The sequence below is a fragment of the Pseudoalteromonas sp. APC 3224 genome (assembly GCF_030407535.1).
Taxonomy (GTDB): domain Bacteria; phylum Pseudomonadota; class Gammaproteobacteria; order Enterobacterales; family Alteromonadaceae; genus Pseudoalteromonas.
The window spans coordinates 38073-59026 of record NZ_JASDDF010000029.1 but is presented as its reverse complement, the minus strand read 5'-3'; the positions used below and the strand labels follow the sequence as shown (position 1 = coordinate 59026).

Below are 20954 nucleotides of genomic sequence, written 5' to 3'. Positions count from 1 at the left end.
AAAATTAAAATAAAAAAGCTATTAAAAGTTTATTTAACTACACGGGAAAATAAAATGAAAATTCAACTTCGCAAAACGGCTCTATCACTTGCTATAGCGGCATGTGTTGGTGTGAGTGGTGCTGCAATTGCAAACGAAACAACCTCAGCAATTAAAGGTCAAATAAAGGGTCCTAACGGTAACCCTGCTGCAGGAACTAAAATTACTATCCTACACGTTCCTTCAGGCTCAGTTAAAACAACTGAGACTAACGACGCTGGTTACTTCACAGCAAAAGGCCTTCGTGTTGGTGGTCCATATAAAGTAGTTGTAGATTCTGACACTTATGCAGATCAAGAGTTCAATAATATTATCTTGAACATTGGTAGCGACTACCCTGTAAATGCTTCTTTAGAGAATATCTCTAACATCGAGCAAATTGTTGTTACAGGTCGTCCTATTAGCACTATGTCTGGTGGAACAGGCCCTGCTTCAACATTTACGTTGAGCGATCTTGAAAATCAACCAGCTATTAACCGTGATTTAAAAGATATTATCCGTATTGACCCTCGTGTTGCTATTGATGATAGCCGTGGTTCAATCAACTGTGGTGGTGGTAACCCACGCTTTAACAGCTTAACCCTTGATGGCGTTCGCATGAACGATAACTTTGGCTTAAGCTCAAACGGTTATCCTACTATTCGCGCTCCGTTCTCTTTTGATTCAATCGAGCAAGTAGCAGTAGAATTAGCACCATTTGATGTTCAATATGGTGGTTTCACATCATGTAACATTAATGCGGTTACTAAATCTGGCGGCAACGACATTCACGGTGGTGTATTCTACGATTACACTAACGATTCAATGAAAGGCGATAAGATTGAAGGTGATGACGTTGATAACGGTGATTACAGTGAAAAGCGTTATGGCTTTAATGTTGGCTTACCACTAATCAATGACACGCTTTTCCTTTTCACTTCTTACGAAAAACTTGAAGGCGTTAAACAGTTTAACTACTCATCGTTAGTATCGTCAGCTGACATCGATCGTATTAAACAAATTACACGTGATGTTTATGGTTACGAAGCAGGTGCAACACCAGCAAGCTCACCAGTAGAAGATGAAAAAATCTTAGTAAAACTAGATTGGAACATCAATGATGACCACCGTGCTAACCTAATTTATAACTACAATGATGGCTTTACGTTATCGCAATCAGATGCTGATGGTGATGAGCTCGCATTTGACAGCCACTTTTATGAGCAAGGTGCTGAGTTTACTTCAATCGTTGCATCACTATACTCTGATTGGAATGACGATTTCTCAACTGAAGTTCGTTTAGGTAAATCAGAGCTTGACGCACGTGTTCAATCTTTAGACGCAGCAAGTGGTTTTGGTGAATTCCAAATCAGCACTGATGACGCTACAGTATATGTAGGTCCTGATGATTCTCGTCAATCAAATGATTTAAACTACGACACGACTACAGCTAAATTTTCAGGTACTTACTACCTTGATCAGCACACTATTACCGCTGGTTTTGAGTACGAAAAGTTAGAAGTATTTAACCAATTCGTACAACACACAGAAGGTGAATGGCGCTTTGCATCAATCGATGCGTATGAGCAAGGCATAGCCAGCGCAGTATTTTACAATAATGCCGCAGGCACAAATGACCCAACAGATGCAGCTGCTAACTTCGCTTATTCACAAAATACATTCTATGTACAAGATGAATACAGCTTTTCAGATATCGATGCATCATTAACATTTGGTCTGCGTTACGATAGTTATTCAAGCGATGATAAGCCTACTTTCAACCAAAACTTTACTGATCGCTACGGTTTTAGTAACCAGTCAACGTTTGACGGAATTGATTTAATTCAACCACGTGTAGGCTTTGAGTGGTTTGCAACGGATGAACTAGAAGTGCGTGCAGGGGTTGGCTTGTTCTCAGGCGGTAATCCAAATGTATGGCTATCTAACTCATATTCAAATGATGGCATTACAAACATTAGTGCTCATCAATTTGGTAGTGTAGATTTATTCGCTCCTGAAAATGTTACTGTTACGGGTGCGGGCCCAGGTTTTGATATTCCAAAATCTCAGTTTGATAAAGTCGCTAACACGCCTATCGGTTCAGGTGACGGTACAGTGAATGCTGTTGATCCTAACTTTGAAATTCCATCAGAATGGAAATATTCATTAGGTGCAACGTACACTACTGAAAACGATTATGTAATTGCTTTAGATTACCTTTACACTGATAAGCGCGACGCTGCAACATTGCAAGATATCGCACTTCGCCCTACTGGTGAAGTAAGCTTTGACGGCCGTCCTTTGTATGAATCAATTGAAGGTCGTGATGGCGAGCTTTTATTGACTAATGTTAACGGTGATAGCGGTTCATCATCAATTATTTCAGCTGCAGTAAGTAAAGCGTTTGATAATGGCGTAAGTATGCAATTCTCGTACGCTTACACTGATGCTGATGATGTAAACCCAATGACTAGCTCTGTGGCCAGCTCAAACTACGGTAACTTGGCAACATCAAACCCAGGTAACCCTGGTGTAGCATCATCTGATTACGAAATCCCACATCGCTTTACATTAAACCTAGGTTACAAGCACGAGTTCTTCGATGGTTACGACACTCGCTTTAACCTATTTGGTGAAGCATATAAAGGTTTACCATATAGCTTTACCTACAAGAGTAATCGCGACACAGGTGCTGGTGATATTCAATTTGGTGACGACAATTCAAATGGCGCACGTCAATTATTGTATGTACCGCTTGAAAACGATCCTAATGTTGTTTACAACATGAGTGCTGATGAAATCAATGAGTTTAACGACTTTATCGCATCTGAAGGTCTTAAACGTGGTGAGATCACTGGTCGTAACCAACAGAACTCTGATTGGTTCGTTAAATTTAACTTTAAAATCACTCAAGAAGTACCTGGCTTTATGGATGGCCATAAAGGTGAAGCATTCTTCGTAATCGATAACTTAACGAATATGTTAAACGATGACTGGGGTGTATTAAGAAAAGGTTCTTTCGTGGGTAATAAGATGGTTGAAGTAAATATTAATGACCAAGGTCAATACGTTTACTCAAACTTCAGTGCTCGTAGTGCTGAACAATCTGTACAACGCGATGCCTCTTTATGGGAAATGCGTATAGGTGTTCGTTACACGTTCTAATTTGATTAATTAAATTAGTCTATTTAAAAGCCCACTTTGTGGGCTTTTTTATGCCTGTAATTTATTTTTTAATTTATCAAAAATAGCGATTAACTGGCGTTGTTCATCATCCGACAAGCAGCTTAATAATGCTTGTTCCCATTGCAATGCTTGTGGTGTTATTTTTTTATACAAAGCCATACCCTTATCACTTAACATCAAAAATGCAGCGCGCTTATCATGCTTATTTAACTCGCTATAAATAAGCTCTTCATCTATTAGCGCTTTTACCGCTCTTGATACTGTCGACTTATCCATATCCGCTTGAGTACATAACTGCTTTGCTGTGCTTTGACCTAATTGCGCTAAATTAGCAATTATTCGCCACTGAGGAATTGTTAAATCAAACTCTTTTTTATAAATGCTCGAGAAATCATTACTTACCTGAGTTGCTAAGTGTGTTAATTGATAGGGCAAAAATGTCGTTAAATCTATTTTCATGTTAAATCACTTGTTTATTTACATACGACTTTTATCTGTTCACTTTTATTTACAACGGTCATAATCAGTGCATTTGATATTAGTCTCACTTGAGAGTATCTTAGCGTAAATAACAAAAATATAACACTCCCCCATTTTTACAGGAGTCAGTAATGGCGACACAATTAAACTACATGACCGGCTTTGGCAATGAATTTGAAACCGAAGCGCTGCCTGGTGCATTACCGATTGGGCAATTCAGTCCGCAAAAAGTAAAATATGATTTATACGCAGAGCAATTCAGTACCACTGCATTTACCGCTCCTCGGGCCGATAACCGCCGCACTTGGATGTATCGTATTCGCCCATCGGTTGTGCAGGGCGATTATACAGCCATAGACAATGGCTTAATTAGAACCGCTCCCATTACTGAAGTACCGACTCCACCAACCATGCTGCGTTGGGATCCCATTGATATACCTGCAGAACCCACTGACTTTATCGATGGCTTAATCACTATGGCTGCAAATGGCAGCGCCAATGGGCAAGCCGGTATTGGTATTCATGTTTATGTTGCCAATAAATCAATGGACAAGCGCTTTTTTTATAACGCCGATGGCGAAATGTTATTTGTACCGCAACAAGGTGAACTACTACTTAAAACAGAACTTGGGCATTTAACTATTAAAGCAGGCGAAATTGCCGTTATTCCGCGTGGTATTAAATTTCAAGTAATGTTACTAACCGATACTGCGCGTGGCTATATTTGTGAAAACTACGGCCATGCCTATGTCCTTGCTGAGCGCGGCCCTGTGGGCGCCAACGGTTATGCGAATGATCGTGATTTTCAATATCCAGTAGCGGCTTTTGAAGATATTGAAGGTGATTTCGAACTAATTGCTAAATTTAATGGCAATATGTTCCGTTGTGATATTGGTCACTCTCCCCTTGATGTTGTTGCTTGGACAGGCAACAGTGCGCCTTATAAATACGACTTAGCTCGCTTTAATGTCATGAATACCGTTAGCTTTGATCACCCCGACCCTTCAATTTTTACCGTACTCACTTCATCATCGGGTACTGAGGGCGTTGCGAATATCGATTTTGCTATTTTCCCACCGCGTTGGATGGTGGCTGAAAACACCTTCCGCCCGCCTTACTATCACCGTAATATTATGAGTGAGTTTATGGGCTTAATAGAAGGGGTATATGATGCAAAAGAGCATGGCTTTGTGCCAGGTGGCATGAGCTTACATAACTGTATGTCGCCGCATGGTCCTGAAGCAGACGTATTTGAAAAAGCGTCAAACGCCGATTTAGAGCCACAACGCTACGATAATACGTTGGCGTTTATGTTTGAGTCACGTTATGTAATATCGCCGACTAAATACGCATTAGAAGGTAAAGAGCGCCAAGCTAATTACACTGACTGCTGGCGCACAATCAAAAAACACTTTAATGGCAATCAAGGATAATTAGATTATGAAGCTTTATACTTATTTTCGCTCATCTGCAGCGTATCGTGTTCGAATCGCATTAAATCTAAAAAATATTGATCATCAATTGGTACCTGTTAACTTATTAAAATCAGAACAGCAAAGCACAGATTACTTACAAAAAAACCCACAAGGGCTGTTACCGACTTTAGAAACAGAAGACGGCGTATTAGGTCAATCTCTAGCAATTTTAGAGTACCTTGAAGAGCAATACCCTGAAACACCATTACTGCAAGGTAATGCTTGGCAAAAAGCACACATTCGCAATTTAAGTTATGCAATTGCCTGTGATATCCATCCTATTGATAATTTGCGAGTGCTTAAATATTTAAGTAGTGAACTTAATGTTGATGATGAAGCAAAAAATAAGTGGTACCGACACTGGGTTGAAGTTGGTTTTGAAAAAATAGAACAAATGCTCGATAGCAAAAATACATTTTGCGCAGGCGACTCGCCAAGCTTAGCCGATGTATGTTTAGTGCCACAGGTATTTAATGCCATTCGCTTTAAAGTAGATATGGCTGCCTACCCTAAAATAGCAGCCGTTTATCAGCGTTGTAATGAATTGGCCGCCTTTATTGATGCAGCCCCAGAAAATCAACCCGACGCAAACTAACTTTTTAACGCACTGTGTATTACAGTGACGTGCTCAATTAAGTCTAAGCCCAGATCAGTTAAATAACCGCCATCTGGGCTATCAATAACTCCTTTATCAAACAAACGTTGTGCTGCACTCAGTAAAGCGGGTTCAGCATCTGAATGGAGTTTAATGCCCTGCATTTTGCTTTCGCGTGGGAATTTGGCAAGTAGTGTAAATTCGTCAATCATCGTTTGATTAAATAGCATATGTGTTCACCTTTTTATTGTTCTGTGTTTTACTGAAGTTGTCTTACTTACCCTAGCATGTTTTTTTGCTAAGTGTAGTTATTTTAAACACCTTGAGGTTATTCATGCGTTATTATTTTACTTTTATTATTGCTGTTTTATGCTTGTGTTTTTCAGCTTTAAGCTACGCTAACACAACAAGAACGCTTCCTATTGTTGATGCTACCCAGCTTATAAACACTAACACTGAGTGCTGGTATGATAATAAACGCTATAGCGAAGGTGCCATACTGCAAGTTCATTCTGTTACGCTTATTTGTGCTGCTAAATACCCCCAACATAACAACAGTCAGTTAATTTGGCTAAAACTCGATAAACAAGGAAACCTTATTTATCCCAAGAAGCCTTCTACGATTACTGTAAATTAATCAAGATTAACAATCTGAAATTTGCCAGCCATCTCCAAACTATTAAGATGCGGTGGGATACGTTACAATACATGCAGTTTAAAAAAGCAGTGTGACTATGAATAATCAACCAAAAAACCCGCTTCATGGGGTAACTTTAGAGCAAATCCTTGTTGAACTAGAACAACGTTTAGGCTTCAAAGCAATGGGCGAACAAGTAAATATCAAATGTTTTACAGATTCGCCAAGTATAAAATCAAGCTTAAAATTTTTACGTAAAACGCCTTGGGCAAGAGATAAAGTAGAAGCGCTTTATATCCATACCATTAATAACAAGCCGTTACGTAAGCCTAGAAATAAACCGACTAAGCAGTCAGAATCCTCACAACCTGATACATCAGGTTTTGTATGGCCTTCTATTAAAAAATAAAAGGCTCAAAAATAGCAATGGCGTAATACATACGCCTTTCTAATCAGGTGTTTGCTCTTGGCATATTACATTTAGCGACGCAGGGTTAATGCTCACCACCACTTTATCTGCAGATTTAACCTCGCCATCAATCACGTAATTTAGCGTTTCATCTGCGCTTATTTCTACACGTTTTGCATTGGTATAATGCGAGTTAATAGCAAGATGCGTTTGCGTAATACTGCTAAACATCAGCTCAGCAATACTTAATACCGTGGTTTCATTATCTTTGTTTGGCGTTAACCAATTTACATCCAATAACCCATCGCGGTGATCGGGTTGCCCGCCCCCTTGTGCTAATAACGTAGTAAATGGCGCAGCATTTGCCACAATAAAACTATTTGTATTAATAGTCTCAGGCTCATTATCATCTAATTTAACTATCAGCTGTTGCGCTTTATTTTCGCCAAATGAGTGTAAAAAACCATTTAAATAAGCCAGTTGACCTGATTTATTTTTAGACTCTCGATCTGCTTTTTCAATCATTGCATGCTCAAAGCCAATACCAATTAATAATAGCATCAGCTCATCATTACAATACGCGGTATCAATAAGGTTAGCTTGACCATCAATGATTAAATCACATGCTTGCTCAACAGGAATAAATTTAGATTTTATCCCCATTAATACATGAGCGAGCGCATTTGCTGTGCCCAGTGGTATTATTCCTAATCGACAAGACGTACCCACCAACACACTGGCAACCTCAGTTACAGTTCCATCGCCACCACAAGCAATAATAATATCGGGGTGGCTTTCTATAGCCTGTTTAGCCAATGTAATGCCATTTTGTTCTGGCGTAGTTTTTAAAATGGTTAAATCGTAATACACAGATAAACGCGCAATAATTAAATGCTCTTTTTCAGACCACAACTTAGTACCTGATACCGGGTTAGCAATTAAGTACGCTTTATTTTTTATTAGTAACTCCCCCCTACGATGGCGCTTAACTAAATGGCGTAATTGGCGTTTATTAAGATTGGCAGTTTCACGTGTTTCTTTTATTTGTGCAAGAATATCATGTACATCCGCGTCTTTATTTTGACTCAATAAATATGCCGCCATAACAAACACCGAGCGTCCACGCCCTAATGCACAATGCACCACAACACGACGGTCTCTCTTAATATGATGATGGATCCAATTAATGGCTTGGTTTAACTGTGAATGTGTAGGCACACTGTGATCAAGAACAGGAATATTTAAGTAATCAATATTTTCTTGGGTAGATGTCCATTCAAGCCCATCAAATTCACAGGTAACGTCCAAAATAGCAGTAATACCATTTTCTTTTAATGTGTCTATATCTGAGGGGAACAAGCGACATGCTAAAAATAGATTATCGTTTATTTGCTGAATAGGCGGTACTTTGTCGCGCTTGCGTGACCATGCATTATAAATTTGTGCACCTAATAAAAAAGGTACAAAAGCCCAGCGAATGTAAAAAGGAATAACGCCATTTTCGCGTTTTCTAAATACTTTCCCTGCGTTAAAAAAATAAGCACCGCTAACTAATAGTAGCGAAAGTGCGGTCCAAAAAAATGCAACTGCAAAATAAATGGAGTTAACCGTTAACCCCAATACTATAAATACCAATGCTGTTACAAGATAACTTACTGCAGCCCACATGTGCTCTCCTTAAAGTTGTTAGCGCAAAATTAACGCTTTTAATATAGCTCGAAGATTGCAAGTAGCACGCCAAAAAGCAACTATTCTTATTTACTGTGTTTAGCTCTTTAGCGCAAGCTCACATAAAACCAGCTAAAAAATATTAAGTTATTGATAATAAATAACTATATCTTTATTTTTGTTTTCCTGTTTTAGCAACTCAATGCTAGTCTTTATTTATGATATTGGCCATAAACTATTTGTATATAAGGCTAGCCCTTTCTTTTTTACAATAGTAAGGGTCAAATATTCATAGTAACTTAATAACTCAGTGTATTAATTATCAAATGGCATAAGTAATGTTTTCATTGCTGGACGTAGTGCAATAAGCACGGTCTCTTCTGTTAACTCAGGAAACAGCATTTTTCGTAATAACAATCCGGCCATCACTGAGAAAATCACATTAATACGGCTTTCTAATTCTTGCTCAGAATGTGATTTTATTAAGCTACTTTCACTCACTAATAGATCCCGCATTCTGTTACGCGCTTGCGTGTCAGCATCACGTAGTAGCAAAGCAACTTTTTTATTTCTACTAGCCTCTGCCATCATATCTAGGTCAATAACGCTGGCTCCGGTGTCCATATGACGCTGTACGCCATGATGTAGACCATCAAGTAACACCGTTAAAATATCACCGGGTTGTTCTTCAAACTCTTGAAATATAGAAAACATTTCTTCCATATCTTTTTCAATAATACGCTCGATTATTGCTTCTTTACTATCAAAATAGTTATAAATATGGCCTGCACTCATACCTGCTGTTCTTGCTATTTCAGCCATACCGGCGCCATGGTAGCCTTTGCGACGAAAACAATCCGCAGCAGCTGTTAATACCTGTTCACGACGCGCTTGTGCTTGCACCGGATCAAGGTGTTTTTTATTTTTAGAATTCATTCGACACTCCATTATCGAGTCACTAGACTCGAAATGTTTAACGTTTATCCCTAAAAAATATAGAGATAAGCGTTAAACAGTATTACTTTACTACGGATAAATCTGCCATAACTAATTAGTTTTATGCATATTAGTTATTTTGAGGAGTAGTTACTTCCCATCCACCGCCAACAGCTTTGTACAAGTTAATTTGACTTGCAAGCAGCGCTTGTTGACCGGTGATCAGTTGTTGCTTTGCGCTATACCATGTTCGCTGAGCGTCGAGCACTTGCAAAAAGCTATCGACCCCTTTATCGTATCGCGCCTGTGATAGGTCATAGGTTATTTTTCGGCTTTGTAGTAGCTGTTCAAGCGCATTTAATTGGGCATTGAAACCTTCTCTATCAGCAAGCACATCAGCAACTTCGCGAAACGCTTGCTGAATTTTTTGCTGATACGTTGCTACAGCAACTTGCTGCTCTGCATTAGCGACATCTAAATTAGCTTGGTTACGTCCCATATTAAAAATAGGTAAATTTACCGAAGGCATAAAGCTCCATGTGCCTGACCCAGCATCAAATAAATTACTTAAATCACGTGATGCACTCCCTGCATTGGCTGTTAAACTAATACTTGGGTAAAACGCCGCACGCGCAATACCTATATTGGCATTTGCAGCAAATAATTGGTGCTCAGCCGCTTTTATATCAGGGCGCTGTGTTAGTAAATCAGATGGAAGACCGACAGGAACAGCGGGTAAATCAAGTAATGTGTTCAACTCTTTAGTCGGTAGTAAGTCCTGACTCACCGGTTTACCTACTAATAAATCAAGCGCATTTTTATCACGTTTTAATAAACGCTTATACGTTGCAATATCAACCTTTGCAGTAGCTACGGTACTTTTTAATTGCTCTAGCGTAATTTCAGAGGCAGCACCTAAATCAACACTTTTTTGCGTTAAAGATAAAGACGCTTGCTGCGATGACAATGTCTCTTGAGCCAAAGCAAGTAATTGCTGATCGGTCGCATAATTAAGCCACGCATTTGCCAGTTCAGAAATTAACGACACCTGCATGCCATATTCACTAAGCTGCGTAGAGTAAAGCGTTTGAAGTGCTTGCTCTGATTGATTACGCACTTTGCCCCATAAATCTAACTCATAAGCGGTCATACCCACAGTTGCACTGTATTGGGAGCTAATTTGAGGCTGACTGCTGGCTGATAAATCAGCAGGTAAACGCTGACGACTTCCCGTCGCGTTTAAATCAAGTGACGGATACAAAGCCGAGTCTTGAATTTGATATAAACCACGTACTCGCTCTACATTAAGCGCTGCTATTTGCAGATCTTTATTGTGCTCAAGGCTTTGTGATATCAGTGCTTTGAGCTTTTCATCATTAAAAAACTGCTGCCATTTTAATGATGAAACTTGCCCTTTGCCTGCCTCTGATGCATACGCATCAGGGACAGGTAAATTAAGCGCTTCTTGCTGAGGAGCTAACTGACATCCAGATAAAATGGCTAAAGTTAAAGCATTAAAACTGATTGCTCTTACACTCATTATGCTTCCTCCTGCGAGGTAGTTTTAGCTTTTCCTGAAAATAGTCTACGCACTAAAACAAAAAATAAGGGTACAAAAATCACCACCAATGATGAAGCCGCTAGTGTTCCACCAATGATTGAGATACCTAAGGCGTTTTGTGCACCAGAGCCTGCACTGGAGGCTATTGCAAGCGGTAGTACACCACAGATGAATGCCATTGAGGTCATTAAAATAGGGCGTAAACGAAGTCGTACGGCTGCAATGGCTGAATCAACTAAGCTCAAGCCTTCATCCATTTTATGATTAGCAAATTCAACAATTAATATCGCATTTTTAGAGGCTAGCCCTATGGTGGTTAATAAACCAACTTGTAGGTAAATATCATTTGATAAATTACCTAAAAAAGCAGCCATAACAGCCCCCAATATACCCAGAGGTACAATCATCATTACTGCAAATGGGATAGACCAACTTTCATAAAGTGCTGCTAAACACAAAAATACAAATAATAGTGAAAGGCCATAAAGAAGCGGCGCTTGACCACCACTTGAACGTTCTTGGTATGAAATAGCAGTCCATTCAGAGGCAATACCATTAGGTAATTGCTTTACTAAGCGCTCCATTTCATCCATAGCTTCACCTGTACTGTAACCTGGCGCAGCACTACCTTGAATTTCCATAGCTGAAAAACCATTATAGCGCTCTAAACGAGGTGAGCCATAAGACCAATACGAACTAGCAAACGCTGAGAATGGCACCATGTCTCCGTTTTTATTTCGTACATACCACTTATTTAGATCCTCAGGTACCATGCGAGCATCAGCCTTACTTTGCAAATATACCTTTTTAACGCGGCCACGGTCGATAAAATCGTTCACATAACTACTACCCCAAGCAGTCGAAAGTGTACTGTTAATATCACCTTGTGATAAACCAAGCGCTTCAGCTTTTGCAAGGTCAATATCCAGTTGTAATTCAGGCATATCTTCTTGGCCATTAGGACGAACACCTGCCAGGATTGGGCTTTGACTTGCCATACCCAATAACTGATTACGCGCTTTTAATAATTCATCGTGTCCTAAACCAACTCGGTCTTGTAAAAACATATTAAAACCATTCGCAGTGCCAAGTTCAATAATAGCCGGAGGTGGGAATGCAAACACAAACGCCTCTTTTATCGTTGAAAAATAGCCCATGCCTTTTCCTGCAACCGCTCCCACTGATAAGTCGTCACGTTGGCGCTCATCCCAGTGCTTTAAGCTCACAAAACCAATGGCTGAGTTTTGTCCTGAGCCTGCAAAACTAAAACCGGTAACCGTGAAAATTGAGGCAACAGCTTCAGATTGCTCTTCTAAATAATGGTTTTCTACTTTTTTAACCACTTCAAGCGTTTGCTCTGTTGTAGAACCTGCTGGCAGCATCACTTGGCTAAACAGAATACCTTGGTCTTCGTCCGGTAAAAACGCAGTGGGTAAGCTTGAAAAAATAGTGACCATACCACCGACAATCAAAACATAACTAAGCAAATAACGCTTAGAGTGCTTGATCATTCGCCCAACAAAGCTTTGTGCACCTCTATTAGTTTTATCAAAACCACGGTTGAAGCCTGAGAAAAAACGGCCAATAAAGGTACCATCAGTATGCACATGACTCGGTTTTAATAACGTAGCACACAATGCAGGTGTTAAAATAAGCGCCACTAATACCGACAATCCCATTGCTGTTACCAGCGTTATAGAAAACTGACGATAAATAACCCCTGTAGAGCCACTAAAAAATGCCATAGGAATAAATACCGCCGACAGCACCATGGCAATACCCACGAGCGCGCCCTTAATTTCATCCATAGACTTTCGCGTTGCTTCGACCGCAGAGAGCTTTTCTTCTGTCATTAAACGTTCTACGTTTTCAACTACCACTATCGCGTCATCGACCAACAGACCAATGGCCAGTACCATGGCAAACATAGTGAGCGTATTAATTGAATACCCAAAGGTAAATAGAACGCCAAATGTACCTAGCAGTACTACAGGCACGGCAATTGTTGGGATAATAGTTGCTCTAAAGTTTTGTAAAAATAAGTACATCACAACAAATACCAAAACAACGGCTTCTATTAATGTATGAACTACTTTTTCAATTGAAAGTGCAACAAAGGGAGTAGTGTCATAAGGCACAACCGCTTCAAGCCCTTGTGGGAAAAAAGGCTTAAGCTCTTCAAGTGCATCCTTTACTCCTTGCGCGGTATCAAGTGCATTAGCGCCACTGGCTAACTTTACACCGAGTCCCGATGCTGGTTTACCATTAAAACGAGCAACCACACCGTAGCTTTCACCGCCAAGTTCAACTTCGGCAACATCTTGTAAGCGAACAACCGACCCATCGCTGTTAGTTTTTACTAAAATATCTCTGAACTGCTCTGGTTTTTGTAATCGACTTTGCGCAGTGACAGTCGCATTAAGCTGCTGCCCAGCAAGTGACGGCATACCACCTAGCTGACCTGCTGACACCTGTGCATTTTGTGCTTTAATTGCTGCTGATACATCGCTGGGGGTTAGCTTATAGTTTTGTAATTTAGCCGGATCGAGCCAAATACGCATTGCATATTGAGAGCCAAACAGCTCCACTTCACCTACACCGTCTACACGCGACACAATGTCTTGCACGTTCGACGATACATAGTCTCCAATATCAATATTAGTCATACTGCCATCTTGCGACACAAAACCAACAACCAGTAAAAAGCTTGATGATGATTTAGCCACTACCACACCTTGGCGCTGTACTTCTTCCGGCAATAATGGCGTAGCGGTCGCTAATTTATTTTGTACTTGAACTTGGGCAGTGTCTGGATCGGTCTCGGCATCAAATGTTAATGTCAGCGTTGCTGAACCGCTGGACTGTGAGGTTGATGACATGTATAACAAGCCATCTAAGCCTTTCATTTTTTGCTCAATAACCTGAGTTACCGAGTCTTCTAATGTACGTGCAGATGCACCTGGGTAGTTAGCCGTAATGGTAATCGCTGGCGGCGCAATAGACGGATACTGAGCAACAGGTAGGCTTTTAACGGCAATAATACCCGCAAGCATAACCACAATCGCCAATACCCAAGCAAAAATAGGCCTATCGATAAAAAATCGTGACATAAAACTCTCCGTTATTGGCTGTTATTTGCAGAAGGCTTCACAGCAGTTGCCGTAACAGGTGCACCTGGGCGAATCTTTTGTAGCCCTTCCACAATCAATTGGTCGCCATCGGCTAAGCCTTCGCTCACCAACCAATTAGCGCCTAAAGTTCGCTCTACTTTTAATACACGGCTTTCAACGGTATTGTTTTTGCTAACAACCATAGCTGTAGGTTCACCTTTGGTATTACGGCTCACACCACGTTGTGGGGCTAATATTGCGTCTGACTTAACACCTTCAACCACCTCAGCACGCACATACATACCTGGTAGTAATAGCTTTTCAGGGTTTGGAAACTTAGCACGTAAAGTCACTGACCCAGTACTTGGATCAACGGTCACTTCTGAGAACTGTAATGTACCTTTATGAGGATATACTGAGCCATCTTCCATTATTAGTTCTACATCGGTTTGTGTTGTAGAGTCGACACCTAAAGCACCTGATGCTAGCGCTCTTTTGAGTTTAGTTAGCTCATTACTTGATTGGGTTAAATCAACATAAATGGGGTCAAGTTGCGTAACCGTTGCCAGTGCGCTTGTTTGGCCTGCGCTAACTAATGCGCCTACCGTCACGCTTGATTTACTAATCTGGCCGCTAATTGGCGAAGAAACATGGCTATAATCAAGGTTAATTTGCGCACTTTTTAACTGCGCTTGTGCCGTTAATAATTCTGCAGAGGCTTGCTTAGAAGCAGCATCAGCTTCGTCAAAATCTTGCTGGCTTACGGCTTTAATTGCTAATAATTCTTTATAACGAGACGCTTTAGATTTACTGCTAGCAATACTCGCTTCTGCGCGAGCAACCGCCGCTTTACTGGCGGCTAATTCTGCTTCAAAAATATCAGGGTTGATTTGGTAAAGCGCTTGATCTTTTTCAACCTGAGTGCCTTCTTCAAATAAGCGTGATTGCACAATTCCACTTACCTGAGGACGAATTTCAGCAATTTGAAACGCACTTACACGCCCTGGTAATTCTTTTTTAAGTGTTATTGCTTGGCTTTTTAATGTGACAACTCCAACAGGAGTCGCTGCAGGGGCAGAAGCACTGGATTGCTCAGCTACCTGATCGCAGCCACTTAAAGCAACAGAACCAACGAGGGCTGAAAATACAAAAAAAGCGATGCGGGAGCGCTGCATGTTAAATACCTTTTAGTTTAGAATGAACGATCATTCTAAACTATAGTACAACAATTAAAAATAGCCACTGAGCAACATTTACACATTTTTACAATTGACTATAGTTGTCACCAAATAAACTCAAACAATAGTTTTGCTATATCAGTAACACCCATAAAAAAGGCAGCCAATGCATTGGCTGCCGTTAATCAATAATTTAATTTTAGCGGCTATTATTCGCTATCAGGATTCACTCTAGAGACAAGTAATTGTTCTATACGAATACCTTCTACATCCACTACTTCAAATTTAAAGCCAGAAAATAAAACAAATTCTGCACGTTTGGGAATATGCTTCATGGTATAAATTAAATACCCAGCAACCGTTTCATAATGGCTTTGCTCAGGGAATTCATCAATTTCTAATACCTTAGCTAATTCAACAATAGGTGTTAAACCATCGACCAACCAAGAATTAGCGTCGCGTTCAATGATTAACTCCTCACTTTGATGCGTGATTAAATCACCCATAAAGCCTTTCATTAAATCTTTAACTGTCACTATCCCAACCACTAGCGCATATTCATTGACCACCACAGCAAAAGGATGAACGGCAGTTTTAAACGCATTTAGCGACTCAGATAAGCTCAGTGTTTCTGGTAAGTAAAAAATATCTTTATCAAGCATATCCGCATTAATATTTGCCGCCTCACCTTTAAGCACTTGGCGTAAAATATCTTTTGACTCAACCGAGCCAATTAATTTATCAAGGTTGCCTTTACACACTAAAAAGTGATTATGTGGATGCTCTATAATTTTATTGGCTATATCTTCACTCGACTCATCAATATCAAAGTAAACTATTTGCTCTCGTGGCGACATCACGCTTGATAAAAAGCGCGCTTCTAAATCAAATACATTACCAATTAAGTCATATTCCTGCTGTTGAAGGCTACCATATTCGGCACCCGCATCCATCATGGCAACAATATCTTCAGTAGTAACTATATCCTCACGCTCACTTGGTACTTTGAATACTCGTAATACTATATTGGTTAAGCCGTTAAAAAATAATACCAGCGGTGTGAGCGCGAAAGTGACCCAACGCATAATTGTAACTACACGCACAGCAACAGCTTCAGGTAAAATCATTGCTAAACGCTTTGGAAGCAAATCAGCAAATAATATAAATAATGAGGTAATAATTAAAAACGACAGTAAAAAGCTAATTTGACCAAGCAACGGCCCCTGATAAAATAACTGCAGTATTTCTTGCACGTAAGGCGACAATGCCTGCTCACCAACAATCCCACCTAATATGGCAATCGCATTAAGCGTAATTTGGATCATGGCAAAAAAAGCCCCTGGCTGCTCTTGCAGTTTTAAAACCGCCAGAGCTTGCACATTTCCTTCGTCGGCCATAACCCTTAATTTTATTTTGCGTGAAGCGGCGATCGAAATTTCTGACATCGCAAATAACGCACTCATCAAGATTAATAATGCAATCCCGATTAAATCACCCATTTATAACTCCAAAATAATCGCTTTTATTAGCAAAAGCAGCTGGATTATAGCCGCTTTTATAAACAGGGCAATTGATATTTAAAGTTGTGACTCATACAAGGCAAAGGCAGTGCTAAGTTGCTGCTGTAATTCATTCGGTAGGTTTTTGTTACACGCAAAATATAAGGGGGCTTGGTTGGCGTTAATAGGCATTAATGATTCGAGTTGAAGTTCACTTAATAAGTCAGATTGTTCGTGGCTTATTCTCTGCGCAGGTATAACAACCAAATCAATGCTTGAACTTCGTGCTTGAATTATTTTAAAAATATTATCAAAACTATTAAACAGCATTAAGTTTTCGTTTTCTTTAAATCCTTGGGAGAGTAAATAATGATGGCTATAGTTATCTTTTAAAACCGCAATTCTGTATTGCTTGGCCTGCTCTAGACTTGTTAAAACAATGCCTTTACTTTTAAAAGAATAAAAGTTTGTGTCGAATTGGGCAAGTTTAGCAAACCAAACAAAGCGACTCTCACGCTCAGGTGAGCGTGAAATTGAGAAAATACAGGTTTCGGGATCCCTCAATGCAATATTATAAGTCATACTCCAATCGTGAACTGAAATTGAATAATCAATCCCTGCACTATCAAGCACTAATCGTACTATATCGGCAGCATCACCAACTAAATTGTTGTTAGCATCAAGATACTGCGCAGGTGCAAAATTCTCTGTTACAACAGTGAGTTTTGCCGCACAGTGTTGGCTTACAATGAGTAATAATACAAAACACCATTTAATCACAATAACCCGCTCTATTAGATTTAAGACGTCACTTTTTAATAAAAGCCAATTAAATATAGCGGGTTATTTGCAAATAGCCAATTTTTAGCTTTTGAAATTAGCGATTCATTGCATTAATTAAAAACGCCGAAATTTTAGCACCTTCTCTCAGAGTTGTCTCAGAGCTTGATTGGCCCACTAAAGAGCTGTCAGTAAACGGAGCTATTTCCATCATATCAGCCCCCGTTATAGGGAACTCATCTGCAATCGCTGACAAAATATCAAGCGCGTGCTGTGGCGTTAACCCATTTTCTTCAGGCGTGCCTGTTGCTGATGCAAATTCTGCATCGAGGGCATCAATATCAAAGCTCACATACACTTCATCAACCTTGTCTGCTTTTAACTGCGCAATCGCATCTGCAGCAACCGCAGCTGCACCACGCTCTATAATTTCAGCAGCCCAGTGTTGTTTAACGCCAAAAGTACTTTCCCAATGTGATTTAGGTTTGCCACTTGAGCGAATACCAAATTGGATTAAATGATGCGGCGCTGGTAAGAATTCTAAAATATGTGTACACCAAGAGCCAAAACATAAGTCGATACCTAAACGCTCTACGAGTAAGTCGGTGTGAGCATCGAAATGAATAATTGCCGTACGTTTGCCTTGCTCACGTTTAGCTTTTAAGTACGCTTTTGTTAACGGGTAGCTAATTGAGTGGTCGCCACCAATACCAAAAATACCTTTGTCTTGGAATGTCGCATAAAAGCTGTCACACACATCTTCAGTAATTGACAATGGGCTCACATAATGATCATTATTGTCATTACCGTACAGCGCTTTTTGGCAGTTGGTAATAGTGGCCTCATTTAAATACTTATCATGTAATAAATGCGGTATTACGCGTACATCACCTAAATCAAACGAACGACATTGTGTTTGTTGATCTATCAGTGCTGAGCGTAAAAATAAAGGCCCCCAATTAGCGCCACGTAAAATTCCACCACCGCAATCAGAGCTAATGCCTAACATTACTGCTTTGTGTGGTGAATTAGGCAGCTCGTTAAGTGAGTCACGCCATAAAACATCGACATTTTCAGTTTGTCCATATAATTTATTTCTTAGCGCTGCTTTGCGTTCTTTAGCCGTATTGACCGTAAAAACACCGTCGCCAGGCGCACATAGACAGTGCTCAACTTTATTTTTAAATGCTTGAAATTGTGTGCTCATTGTAAACCCTTTTTCAATCTGAATATCTTGTCTATTATTGAGTAGTTATGCAAAACATCACACGCTGAATTAATTCCAGATTATTCGCATAGTGTGCTAAAAATTACAGTAAACTTTATTTTGCTCGCTTAGGTTAGTGGTAAATAAAAACCAAGCTTTCTTACTAACCCAATGAATATAAACAATTTAAAATACAGCTATCGGCTCTTTAGCCTAGCTATTGGTTTGCTATGAAGTATGAATATAGTGTCTGAGCAAACAAGTCAACTGGCTCATTTTGTTCGTAATTTTAGTCATTGATTGAATATTCAGAGTTGGTGAATAAATCAAATTAAGTCGATACGGACATCCGTCCTGTACTTAATTTTCATTTCTCGTAATCATGGTAAATTGACAACAATTTTTATTAAAAAGGCTTAGTTATGGAAAAGGTATTTCACTTAGGACTGTGTATTGATGACTTAAAAGGTGCAAAACTAGCTATAGTTCCAGGCGATCCAGATCGTGCAGCACGTATTTCACAGTTCTTAGATAATCCTACCTGCCTTGCTCAAACGCGTGAGTTTCACATTTATTTAGGCCAATTAAACGGTCACTCTGTAGTAATATGTTCGACTGGTATCGGCGGCCCTTCAACGTCAATTGCCGTTGAAGAACTGGCACAACTTGGCGTACGAAGCTTTCTTCGCATTGGCACAACAGGTGCTATTCAACCGCACATTAATGAAGGCGATATTCTAATTAGCCAAGCTTCGGTTCGCTTAGATGGTGCGAGTCAGCATTTTGCCCCGCTATGCTACCCTGCCGTATCTGATTTTTTTGCCACTCAAGCCATGGTAAAAGCCTGTGAAAACCTTAATATCGATTTCCATATTGGTATAACCGCTTCGAGCGACACCTTCTACCCAGGTCAAGAGCGCTACGATACACACTCTGGCTACGTACCTAAGTCACTACAAGGTAGCTGTGAAGAATGGCAAAAATTGGGCGTAATGAACTACGAAATGGAATCGGCCACTTTATTTACCATGTGTGCCGCGCTTGGTTTACAAGCTGCTTGTGTTGCTGGTGTATTAGTAAATAGAACACGTCAAGAAATACCTAACGTGGACCACGGCGAGATTGAGAAAAAATCTGTTGCCGTGGTACTTGAAGCCGCTAAAGTATTACTTGGTTAATGTTGCGCTAATAACCTCAAGTGTTGGCAAGCCAGTAAAGCTTGCTAACACGGCTTTTGCTACCCCTGATTGGTTTTCGTGACCAGTAGTTTCTAACAAAGTAATTGATTTTACTGTTTGTTTATCAAAGCTTAATCCTGCTAAAAATAGCTGACTCACTGCGCTTTGCAGTGGCGATAAACTTGGGCTATACGCTGCATTTTCAGCATAACTGCCATAAAAGTCACCATTTTCAAAGGTGCTTATTTTTACCGCACTGTAATTTTGACTGTATGGAACATAAGCCGCTAAAGCAAAACTCAGCAGCTTGTCATCAAGCTTTGTCTCTTCAAAGCGCTTAGTTTGCTCTACTGGGTTAAATAAGCTGTGCTCATTGCCTAAATCTGTTGGCCCAAATGAATACGGTAACAGCTCTGCTAATTTAAAATTTTGTGCTGGCAGTAAAATATCAAGCTCTCTGGCATCCGCCAGTTCATTCATAAACTGACGGCAATACCCACATGGTGCATCACTAATGGCTATTTTTAGCACTTTCTTAGCGCCATTTAACCACGCATTATTAATTGCTGATTGCTCACCATGCACCACTAAACTAAGTGCTTGATGATCAAACTCAGCATTGGCACCAAAGTAAAAAGTCGTATGTCCTTGTGAGTCGAGCCCTTTTACAATTGCGCCGACATGAAACTTGGAAATAGGTGCAACCGAAAACTCAGAAGCCAACGGCACTAGACCTTGCAATAATGTATCTTCGCTGACATTAAGTTCGGTGCAAAGCGCTTTAATATCGCTTGAATGTAAAATACCGCGTTGAGTTTTTAATTGACTACGTAGTGCTTGCGTTTGCGCTACGTTTAATGAGATGTGTGAATTGCTAAGTGCTGTATTATGTTGCACTTTAAAAGTTGCTGAAGCCATAATAGTTTTTATTTGTTCAATGGCTAAGTAGTGTAAAAGGTTGGCAAACTAAATACCAGCCTATTCAACGTAAAAAAAGGGAACACGTCGCGTGTTCCCTTTTTTGTTTTACTAAAATA

17 protein-coding genes are annotated in these 20954 nt (G+C 40.0%); 6 read left to right on the top strand and 11 right to left on the bottom strand.

Features of this window, described 5'->3' with window-relative positions; genetic code table 11:
- The first annotated feature begins 54 nt into the window (after nucleotides 1-54).
- The gene (locus QL989_RS14020; protein ID WP_290170831.1) at nucleotides 55-3183 is read left to right on the top strand and encodes a TonB-dependent receptor; all 3129 of its coding nucleotides are present in this window, start codon (nucleotides 55-57) and stop codon (nucleotides 3181-3183) included.
- Nucleotides 3184-3231: 48 nt separating this feature from the next.
- Here the strand turns inward: QL989_RS14020 and QL989_RS14015 are convergent, their stop codons facing one another.
- Nucleotides 3232-3663: a MarR family winged helix-turn-helix transcriptional regulator gene (locus QL989_RS14015; RefSeq protein WP_290170830.1), complete on the bottom strand. Its 432-nt coding sequence runs from the start codon at nucleotides 3661-3663 to the stop codon at nucleotides 3232-3234.
- 152 nt (nucleotides 3664-3815) lie between these two features.
- On the opposite strand from QL989_RS14015, the gene hmgA reads away from it, so the two are divergent.
- Together hmgA and maiA are read left to right on the top strand one after the other, a co-directional pair.
- Nucleotides 3816-5117, top strand: coding sequence for a homogentisate 1,2-dioxygenase (gene hmgA / locus QL989_RS14010; RefSeq protein WP_290170829.1), 1302 nt, complete (start codon nucleotides 3816-3818; stop codon nucleotides 5115-5117).
- Nucleotides 5118-5124: 7 nt separating this feature from the next.
- Nucleotides 5125-5754 carry a maleylacetoacetate isomerase gene (maiA, locus tag QL989_RS14005; RefSeq protein ID WP_198522700.1) on the top strand — a complete coding sequence of 210 codons (630 nt, stop codon included), beginning with the start codon at nucleotides 5125-5127 and terminating at the stop codon, nucleotides 5752-5754.
- On the opposite strand, the gene QL989_RS14000 is transcribed toward maiA, so the two are convergent.
- Nucleotides 5751-5984 (bottom strand): TIGR02647 family protein, encoded by a 234-nt coding sequence (locus QL989_RS14000; RefSeq protein WP_008464346.1) that lies wholly within the window; start codon nucleotides 5982-5984, stop codon nucleotides 5751-5753. The two genes, maiA and QL989_RS14000, sit on opposite strands and share 4 nt — an antisense overlap.
- Before the next feature lie 104 nt (nucleotides 5985-6088).
- On the opposite strand from QL989_RS14000, the gene QL989_RS13995 reads away from it, so the two are divergent.
- Together QL989_RS13995 and QL989_RS13990 are read left to right on the top strand one after the other, a co-directional pair.
- A complete protein-coding gene (locus tag QL989_RS13995; RefSeq protein WP_198522701.1) occupies nucleotides 6089-6391 on the top strand; it encodes a DUF1496 domain-containing protein in 303 nt (100 codons plus the stop codon).
- 97 nt (nucleotides 6392-6488) lie between these two features.
- On the top strand, nucleotides 6489-6800 hold the full coding sequence (locus QL989_RS13990) for a VF530 family protein (protein ID WP_010389056.1): 312 nt from the start codon (nucleotides 6489-6491) through the stop codon (nucleotides 6798-6800).
- Nucleotides 6801-6839: 39 nt separating this feature from the next.
- On the opposite strand, the gene QL989_RS13985 is transcribed toward QL989_RS13990, so the two are convergent.
- The 8 genes from QL989_RS13985 to QL989_RS13950 form a co-directional block, all read right to left on the bottom strand.
- Nucleotides 6840-8468 (bottom strand): diacylglycerol kinase family protein, encoded by a 1629-nt coding sequence (locus tag QL989_RS13985; RefSeq protein WP_290170828.1) that lies wholly within the window; start codon nucleotides 8466-8468, stop codon nucleotides 6840-6842.
- Nucleotides 8469-8783: 315 nt separating this feature from the next.
- Nucleotides 8784-9404, bottom strand: coding sequence for a TetR/AcrR family transcriptional regulator (locus QL989_RS13980; protein ID WP_138606858.1), 621 nt, complete (start codon nucleotides 9402-9404; stop codon nucleotides 8784-8786).
- Between the two features lie 130 nt (nucleotides 9405-9534).
- The gene (locus QL989_RS13975) at nucleotides 9535-10944 is read right to left on the bottom strand and encodes an efflux transporter outer membrane subunit (protein ID WP_290170827.1); all 1410 of its coding nucleotides are present in this window, start codon (nucleotides 10942-10944) and stop codon (nucleotides 9535-9537) included.
- A complete protein-coding gene (locus QL989_RS13970; RefSeq protein ID WP_290170826.1) occupies nucleotides 10944-14075 on the bottom strand; it encodes an efflux RND transporter permease subunit in 3132 nt (1043 codons plus the stop codon). Before QL989_RS13970 ends, QL989_RS13975 begins: the two co-directional genes overlap by 1 nt.
- A gap of 11 nt (nucleotides 14076-14086) precedes the next feature.
- Nucleotides 14087-15250, bottom strand: a complete 1164-nt coding sequence (locus QL989_RS13965; protein ID WP_198522705.1) for an efflux RND transporter periplasmic adaptor subunit — start codon at nucleotides 15248-15250, stop codon at nucleotides 14087-14089.
- A 212-nt stretch (nucleotides 15251-15462) separates the two neighbouring features.
- A complete protein-coding gene (locus QL989_RS13960) occupies nucleotides 15463-16752 on the bottom strand; it encodes a hemolysin family protein (RefSeq protein ID WP_138606850.1) in 1290 nt (429 codons plus the stop codon).
- Between the two features lie 78 nt (nucleotides 16753-16830).
- Nucleotides 16831-17532: a transporter substrate-binding domain-containing protein gene (locus QL989_RS13955; protein ID WP_290170824.1), complete on the bottom strand. Its 702-nt coding sequence runs from the start codon at nucleotides 17530-17532 to the stop codon at nucleotides 16831-16833.
- A 97-nt stretch (nucleotides 17533-17629) separates the two neighbouring features.
- Complete coding sequence (locus QL989_RS13950; protein WP_138606846.1) at nucleotides 17630-18739, bottom strand: arginase family protein; 1110 nt, start codon at nucleotides 18737-18739, stop codon at nucleotides 17630-17632.
- A gap of 422 nt (nucleotides 18740-19161) precedes the next feature.
- Between QL989_RS13950 and udp the strand changes: the two genes are divergently transcribed.
- A complete protein-coding gene (udp, locus tag QL989_RS13945; protein WP_138606844.1) occupies nucleotides 19162-19917 on the top strand; it encodes a uridine phosphorylase in 756 nt (251 codons plus the stop codon).
- Here udp and cdd read toward each other — a convergent pair.
- Nucleotides 19906-20835, bottom strand: coding sequence for a cytidine deaminase (gene cdd / locus QL989_RS13940; protein WP_290170823.1), 930 nt, complete (start codon nucleotides 20833-20835; stop codon nucleotides 19906-19908). The genes udp and cdd overlap by 12 nt on opposite strands.
- Between the last annotated feature and the right edge of the window lie 119 nt (nucleotides 20836-20954).